A 7,415-nucleotide genomic window follows, 5' to 3' on the forward strand; every position below is an offset into this window, starting at 1 on the left:
GAAGCTGGCCGAGCGCGCGGCGAGCACGAGGTCGCAGCACAGCGCGAGGTTGGCGCCGGCGCCGGCCGCCACGCCGTTGACCGCGGCCACCACGGGCACGGGCATGCTGCGGATGCGCTTGACGAGCGGGCCGTAGAGCTTCTCGATGACATGGCCCAGGTCCTTGGGCGCGGCGCCGGGCGTGGTATCGGGCGCGACCATCGGGTCGGCGAGGTCCTGGCCGGCGCAGAAGGCGCGGCCGGCACCTGTCAGCACCACGCAGCGCACCTCGGCATCGGCCGCGGCCGCTTCGAGCGCCGCCAGCAGTTCGGCGTGCAGTTCGCTCGTGAAGCTGTTGAGCGCCGCGGGGCGGTTGAGGCTCAGTGTGCGGACGGCGCCGGCATTGCCGACGAGGACCAGGGGTTCCGACATGGGCTTGTCTCTCATCTGTGTGGGGGATGACTTCGGGTCAATTACTATTGACCGACCGTTCGGTAGATTTTAGGATGGCGAACGAATCCGGCACAAGTCCAAAGCATTCAGGGAAAACCCTGAATCGCGAGACGAAGGACCGGCACCCCACAGGAGACCGCACCCATGCCCAGCTACGCCATCGACGGCGTGATCCCCGTCGTCGATCCCACCGCCTACGTGCATCCGTCCGCCGTGCTGATCGGCGACGTGATCGTGGGCCCGAACTGCTATGTCGGCCCCTGCGCCAGCCTGCGCGGCGATTTCGGCCGCATCGTGCTCGAGGAGGGCTCGAACCTGCAGGACAACTGCTGCGTGCACGGCTTTCCCGACAACGACACGGTGATCGAGGTCAATGGCCACATCGGCCATGGCGCGATCCTGCACAGCTGCGTGGTGCGGCGCGACGCCATGGTGGGCATGAACGCCGTGGTGATGGACGAGGCCGAGATCGGCGAGAAGGCCATCGTGGCCGCCAGCGCCTTCGTGCCGGCCGGCATGAAGGTGCCGCCGCGCACGCTGGTGGCGGGCATGCCCGCGCGCGTGAAAAGAGAACTGAGCGAGGCCGAGATCGCCTGGAAGCTCGAGGGCACGCAGGTCTACCAGGCGCTCGCGGTGCGCAGCCTCGCGACGATGCGCGAGGTCGAGCCGCTGGCGCAGGTCGAGGCCGGGCGGCCGCGGCTGCCTTCGATCGACGTCAAGCCGCTGATCGCGACCAAGCGCGGCTAGGATCGCGCGCTGCCCGCCACACCCTCTCAACGCCAGAACAGAAAGAACACCGATGCCCAGAGGAAGATCCGCCAGCTACGACGACCAGCGCGAGCTCATCCTCGAGCGGGCCGCGCGGCTGTTCGCGCGCCAGGGCTACCCGGCCACCTCGATGAACCAGGTGGCCGAGGCCTGCAATCTCTCGAAGGCCACGCTCTACCACTACTACAAGGACAAGCGCAGCCTGCTGATCAGCATCGCCGAGACGCACGTCTCCAAGCTGGCGGCGCTGGTGGCCGAGGAGGAGGCCTCGACGCAGACCGACGAGGAGCGGCTGCGGCGCTTCATCTACCGCATCGTGGAGGAGTACGCGGGCGCCCAGGACGCGCACCGCGTGCTGACCGACGACGTGCGCTTCCTCGAGGAGGAGGACCGCGAACGCGTGCTCGACAAGGAGCGCGAGGTGGTGGCGGGCTTCGCGCGCGCGGTGGCCGCGCTGCGCCCGGGCACGCCGAGCGACGACCTCGCCAAGCCGCTGACCATGCTGCTGTTCGGCATGATCAACTGGATGTTCACCTGGATGAAGCCCGGCGGCCAGCTCGACCATGCCTCGATCGCGCCGGTGGTGGCCGACCTGTTCCTCGGCGGCATCGGTGCCGTGAAGGCGCCGCCGGCACGCGCGAAGAAGAAGCCGAAGCCGGCGGCCTGAGGGCGCGGGCCTTCAGCGCGCCACGCCGGCGTAGCGCGTGGCCGGCGTGCCGTTCTGCGAGGCGCCGAAGAGTTGGGCGCGCGCGTCGTCGTAGGCCGCGAACAGCGGCGCGTAGTCGTCCACCGAGGGCATGGTGATCGGCTCGCCGAGGTCGAGGCCGGCGATGGCGGCATCGACGCAGTGCTCGGCCGTCATCACGTGCGCGGGATCGAGGTTCGTGACCGGCACGCCCGACAGCTCCCAGATGTCGGTGGCGGTGGCCGCGGGCAGCACCAGCTGCACGCGCACGCCGCTGCCCGCCACTTCCTCCTGCAGGCCGCGCGTGAAGTTCAGCACGAAGCCCTTGGTGCCGCTGTAGATGCTGCTGATCGGCAGCGTGTGGAAGCCCAGCACCGAGCCGATGTTGATCAGCGTGCCGCGGTCGCGCGCCTTGAAGCCCGCGAGCGCCACCAGGCTCAGCCGCGCCAGCGCGGTGACGTTGACGTCGATCATCGACTGCGCCGAGGCGGGCGCGGTCGCGAGCACCGGCGCCAGCGTGGAGGTACCGGCGTTGTTGACCAGCAGCGTGATCGAGGCATCGGCGGCGATGGCCTGCGCCACGCGCTCGAGGTCGGCCGCGGCGCCGAGGTCGGCCACCAGGGTGTTCACCGTCACGCCGTACTGGCTGCGCAGCGCCTTGGCCGCTTTGTCGAGGCGGTCGCCGCGGCGTGCCACCAGCAGCAGGTCGTGGCCGCGGCGCGCCAGCCGGTCGGCGAAGAGCCGGCCCAGGCCGGCGGAGGCGCCGGTCACCACCGCGGTGCCAGGCTTGGCGGAGGTGTTGTTCGTTTGCTCGCTCATGTCGTTCTCCAGAAAAGAAGTCGGGGTGCCCGCGCGGTCGGCGACCGCTTCCAAAGGCCCTTCGTCGTTAAGCATGATGGCTGTCATGTTTGACGGTGCGAAGCATGATGCCTATCATGAATAGCGTCAACCAGGGTCTGGAAGTACCCGGAAAGAGGATGAGGTCACATGCGATACCCCGCAGCGGAAACCGCCGAAAAGCATCAGAAGATCCTGGGCGAGGCTTCGCGCCTGTTCCGCGAGCGCGGCTTCGGCGGCGTGAGCGTGAGCGAGATCATGAAGGCCACGGGCCTCACGCACGGCCCGTTCTACAACCACTTCGACTCGAAGGAAGCGCTGATGGCCGAGTGCGTCGACCATGCGTCGGCGCACTCGCTCGCCGACCTCGACGCCGCCACCCAGCTGCCCAACGGCATGGTCGACTACGTGCGCGCCTACCTCAGCGTGTCGCACCGCGACGCGCCCGGCGATGGCTGCCTGCTCGCGGCCTTCTCGGCCCAGACGGCGCAGAAGCAGGTCACCGCGCCTTCGCTCACCGCGCACATGAAGGCGAGCATCGAGCGCTTCGCGAAGTTCTTTCCCTGGCGTACGCGCAAGAACGCCGACGCGCGCGGCGACGCGATCCGCGCGGTGGCGGCGATGACCGGCGGGCTGGTGCTGGCGCGTGCGATGAACGACGAGGCGCTGTCCGAGGAGATCCTGCGCGAGGTGCTCGCGGGGATCGAGGGGATGGCAAAGGCCTGAGAGGGCGTTGCCCTAGAGAATCCGGTTGAACCAGAGCAGCGAGAGCCCGGCCGACAGCAGCGTGAGCACCGCGGCGCCGAGCGCGAACAGTGCCGAGATCTCGGTTTCCTTCTTCTCGACCGTGAGCCGCGAGCTCAGCGTCTCGTAGACCTTCTTGAGGTCCGCGGCGGTGCCGGCATAGAAGTAGTCGGCCTGGGTCTTGCTGGCGACGGCCTTGAGGGTTTCCTCGTCGAGCCGCACGCGCATCGACCAGCCTTCGAAGCCGATGGTCTCGCCGTCGACCGTGCCGATGCCCACGGTGTAGATGCGCACGCCGCGGTCGGCCGCGGCCTTGGCCGCGTCGAGCGGATCGACGCCGGTGGTGCGCTGGCCGTCGGTCAGCATGATGATCGCGGCCGAGGTGAAGGAGCCCGGCGCGACCGGCGTGAATTCCTTGGCCGGCTTGTCGGCCTGGTCGATGGCCACGCCGCGCTGGCGGCTCGGCGCGCTGAACTGCGAGACGTCGATGCCGGCCTCGGGGAACAGGGTGGCGAGCGACACCACGATGGCATTGCCGGTGGCCGTGGCGCGCTGCAGCTGGAAGCTGTCGATCGCGGTCACGAGGTCGTCGTGGTTGGTGGTGGGCAGCTGCGCCACCTGCGCGCTGCCCGCGAAGGCGACGATGCCGACCTTCACGTTGCGCGGCAGGTCCTTGATGAAGCTCTTGGCGGCATCCTGCGCCGCCACCAGCCGGTTCGGCAGCACGTCGGCGGCGCGCATGCTGCCCGAGACGTCCATCGCGAGGATGATGGTCTGCTGGTTCGACGGCAGCATCACCACCGCCATCGGCCGCGCGGCGGCCACCAGCATCGCGGCCAGCGCGAGCAGGAACAGGAACGGCGGCACATGGCGCCGGATGCTCTGGCCGGTGCCCATCGCCTCGCGCACGATCGACAGGCTGGCGTAGCGCACCGCGAGCTTCTTCTTGCGGCGCAGCAGCCAGAGGTAGAGCAGCACCAGCAGCGGCAGTGCCAGCAGCAGCCAGAGGAATTGGGGCCAGAGGAAGGTCACGGCGAAATCCTCGCGCTCGTCGTCGCCCACGTCAACTCGATATACCCGGTAATCGTCATGCGGCCACCGCCTTTACAGGACGCGAGGCACCCGAAGCGCGCACGCGCCGCTTGCGCATGTCGGCGAAGCGCACGATCGCCTCGACCAGGTCGTCGGCGGTCGACAGCTCCAGCGTGTCGACGCCGGCGCGGGCCAGCGCGCCGCGCAGCGCATCTTCGCGCTCGCGGGCGATGCGCGCGAAGCGGCGGCGAAAGCCCGCATCGTGGGTGTCGACCCAGAGCTGCTCGCCGGTCTCGGCGTCGCGCAGTGGCACCAGGCCCAGGTCGGGCATGTCGAGCTCGAGCGGGTCGAACAGGCGCACGGCCACCACCTCGTGGCGCTGCACCAGCTGGCCCAGCGGCTTCTCCCAGCCGGGCTCGCTCAAAAAGTCGGACACCACGAACACGGTGGAGCGGCGCGGCATCAGGGTGGCGGCCGACTTCAGCAGATCGTCGAGCCGGGTCATGCCCTTCTGCGGCGGCGCCTTGTCGGCCTGGTCGGCGCGGCGCTCCATCGCATGCAGCAGGTGCAGTACATGGCGCCGGCCGCTGCGCGGCGGGATCACGGCCTCGAGGTCGTGGCCGTAGACCAGCGCGCCGACACGGTTGCCGTGGCGTGTGAGCAGGCGCGCCAGCACGCCGACGAAGCCGGCCGAGATCTCGCGCTTGGCCTTCAGGCCCGAGCCGAAGTCGACCGAGCGGCTCAGGTCGAGCACGAACCAGGCCGACATCTCGCGGTCCTCGGTGAAGACGCGCACGTGCGGCGTCTGCAGCCGCGCCGTGACGTTCCAGTCGATGTGGCGCACGTCGTCGTGCAACTGGTATTCGCGCAGGTCGGCCAGGTCGAGGCCGGTGCCGCGCATCAGCGTGCGGTAGTCGCCCTGCAGCAGGCCGTCGAGGCGGCGGATCACGGTCCATTCGAGGCGGCGCAGCGCGCGCTCGGCGCCGCCCGCCTCGAGCGCGGGGCGTTCGTCGTTCGCGGCGGCCTCGGGGGCCTTGCGCCACCAGCTTTTCTTCATGGCGGGTCGTGTGGGGTGATCCGGGTTCAGGCGGCGAGCTTCTCGTGCTCGAGCGGCTTCGGCGGTGCGGGCACCGCGCGCATGATCTTCTCGATCAGGCCGTCGGGCGTCAGCCCCTCGGACAGGCCTTCGTAGGACAGCGTCACGCGGTGGCGCAGCACGTCGGGCACCAGCGCCGTCATGTCCTCGGGCAGCGCGTAGCTGCGTCCGCGCAGCAGCGCCAGGGCGCGCGCGCCCTCGGTCAGGCTGATGCTCGCGCGCGGGCTGGCGCCGAAGGTGATGAAGCGGCCCATGTCCTTGAGCCCGTGCCTGTCGGGCGTGCGCGTGGCCGAGACCAGCTTCACCGCGTACTGGATCAGCGAGGGGTCGACGTACACGCGCCGCGCCTCGGCCTGCAACGCCGCGAGCTGCTCGGTGGTGGCGACCGGCACGGCCTCGACCGGCGGGCCGATCACGCGCTGCACGATCACGAACTCCTCCTCGTCGGTCGGGTAGTCGACCAGCACCTTCATCATGAAGCGGTCGACCTGCGCCTCGGGCAGCGGATAGGTGCCCTCGGTCTCGATCGGGTTCTGCGTCGCCATCACGAGGAAGGGGCGCGGCACCTTGTGCGTTTCGCCGGCGATCGTGACCTGGCGTTCCTGCATCACCTCGAGCAGCGCGCTCTGCACCTTGGCCGGCGCGCGGTTGATTTCGTCGGCCAGCAGCAGGTTGGCGAACACCGGGCCCAGCGAGGTGCTGAAGTCGCCGGTCTTCTGGTTGTAGATGCGCGTGCCCACGAGGTCGGAGGGCACCAGGTCGGGCGTGAACTGGATGCGCTTGAACTGGCCTTGCACGGTGTCGGCCAGCGTCTTCACGGTCAGCGTCTTCGCGAGGCCCGGCACGCCTTCGACCAGCAGGTGGCCGCCCGCGAGCATCGCGACCATCACGCGCTCGAGGAAGCGGTCCTGGCCCACCACCACGCGCTTCACCTGGTAGAGGATCTGCTCCATCAGCTCGGCGGTGCTGGCGGGCGTGGCGAAGGAGGAGGTCTCGGTGCTGCTCATTCGGGGCTCTTTCTGGGTCGAGAAAAGGAAGAGGGGATCAGAACGGTGGCGAACCGGCCGCCGAGGCGGCGTTCTCTATCGGCACCGCGAAGCCGATGCCGATGAAGGTGCGCTGTTGCGTGGGATTGAGGATGGCGGTGACGATGCCGAGCACCTCGCCGTCCATGTTGACCAGCGGGCCGCCCGAATTGCCGGGGTTGGCGGCCGCGTCGAACTGGATCAGGTTGCCGAGCTCCTGCTTGCCCTCGGGCGAGCGGAACGAGCGCTTGAGGCCCGACACCACGCCGGCCGACACCGAGGGGCCGATGCCGAAGGGAAAGCCCACCGCGGCCACCTGGTCGCCGGGCCGCAGGTCGGCGGTCGAGCGCATCACGGCCGGGATCAGGTCGTCGGGAATCTTCTGCGCCTGCAGCACCGCGAGGTCGTTCTCGGGCTGCACGCCGGTGATGACGGCCGGCGCCTCCAGGCCGTCGGCGAAAGTCACCTTGATCGTCTCGGAGCCCGCGACCACGTGCAGGTTGGTGAGGATCACGCCCTTGTCGACGATCACCACGCCGGTGCCCACGCCGCGCTCGACCTGGCCCGGCGGGCCGTCGTCGGCCGGTGCCTCGGGCGACTTGCCCTTGGCCATGTTGCGGCCGCGCTTCTGCGTCTTGGCCTCGGGCGTGGCCTTCTCGGGACCGTAGCCGACCACGCGCACCACCGAGGGCCGCACGATGTCGGCGGCCTTGGCAGCGGGCGAGGGCAGGGTGTTGGTCTGCAGGGTGCGCAGCACGGCCGCGTCGATGTCCTTCTGCGTGAGCTGGCGCGCATT

The 7,415-nt window shown here is 69.7% G+C and carries 9 protein-coding genes; 3 read left to right on the top strand and 6 right to left on the bottom strand.

What is annotated here, in order from left to right; all coding sequences use genetic code 11:
- A partial coding sequence (locus AC27VN_RS27110) for an enoyl-CoA hydratase-related protein (RefSeq protein WP_490878532.1) occupies positions 1-411 on the bottom strand: 411 nt, incomplete at its 3' end.
- Between the two features lie 165 nt (positions 412-576).
- On the opposite strand from AC27VN_RS27110, the gene AC27VN_RS27115 reads away from it, so the two are divergent.
- Both AC27VN_RS27115 and AC27VN_RS27120 read left to right on the top strand, forming a co-directional pair.
- Positions 577-1,179 carry a phenylacetic acid degradation protein PaaY gene (locus tag AC27VN_RS27115; protein WP_490878533.1) on the top strand — a complete coding sequence of 201 codons (603 nt, stop codon included), beginning with the start codon at positions 577-579 and terminating at the stop codon, positions 1,177-1,179.
- A gap of 52 nt (positions 1,180-1,231) precedes the next feature.
- On the top strand, positions 1,232-1,867 hold the full coding sequence (locus AC27VN_RS27120; RefSeq protein WP_093351752.1) for a TetR/AcrR family transcriptional regulator: 636 nt from the start codon (positions 1,232-1,234) through the stop codon (positions 1,865-1,867).
- Between the two features lie 12 nt (positions 1,868-1,879).
- Here the strand turns inward: AC27VN_RS27120 and AC27VN_RS27125 are convergent, their stop codons facing one another.
- Complete coding sequence (locus AC27VN_RS27125; protein WP_490878534.1) at positions 1,880-2,704, bottom strand: SDR family NAD(P)-dependent oxidoreductase; 825 nt, start codon at positions 2,702-2,704, stop codon at positions 1,880-1,882.
- Between the two features lie 168 nt (positions 2,705-2,872).
- On the opposite strand from AC27VN_RS27125, the gene AC27VN_RS27130 reads away from it, so the two are divergent.
- Entirely contained in the window at positions 2,873-3,448 is a 576-nt protein-coding gene (locus AC27VN_RS27130) for a TetR/AcrR family transcriptional regulator (RefSeq protein ID WP_296791712.1), read from the top strand.
- A gap of 12 nt (positions 3,449-3,460) precedes the next feature.
- Here AC27VN_RS27130 and AC27VN_RS27135 read toward each other — a convergent pair whose 3' ends face one another.
- The 4 genes from AC27VN_RS27135 to AC27VN_RS27150 form a co-directional block, all read right to left on the bottom strand.
- Positions 3,461-4,498: a VWA domain-containing protein gene (locus AC27VN_RS27135; RefSeq protein WP_093351744.1), complete on the bottom strand. Its 1,038-nt coding sequence runs from the start codon at positions 4,496-4,498 to the stop codon at positions 3,461-3,463.
- A 55-nt stretch (positions 4,499-4,553) separates the two neighbouring features.
- Positions 4,554-5,555 (bottom strand): DUF58 domain-containing protein, encoded by a 1,002-nt coding sequence (locus AC27VN_RS27140; protein WP_296781383.1) that lies wholly within the window; start codon positions 5,553-5,555, stop codon positions 4,554-4,556.
- 26 nt (positions 5,556-5,581) lie between these two features.
- The gene (locus tag AC27VN_RS27145; RefSeq protein WP_093351739.1) at positions 5,582-6,601 is read right to left on the bottom strand and encodes an AAA family ATPase; all 1,020 of its coding nucleotides are present in this window, start codon (positions 6,599-6,601) and stop codon (positions 5,582-5,584) included.
- A 37-nt stretch (positions 6,602-6,638) separates the two neighbouring features.
- On the bottom strand, positions 6,639-7,415 hold a 777-nt coding region (locus AC27VN_RS27150), incomplete at its 5' end, for a S1C family serine protease (protein WP_490878535.1).

The sequence above is a fragment of the Variovorax sp. 20P10.2.4 genome, from assembly GCF_058244205.1.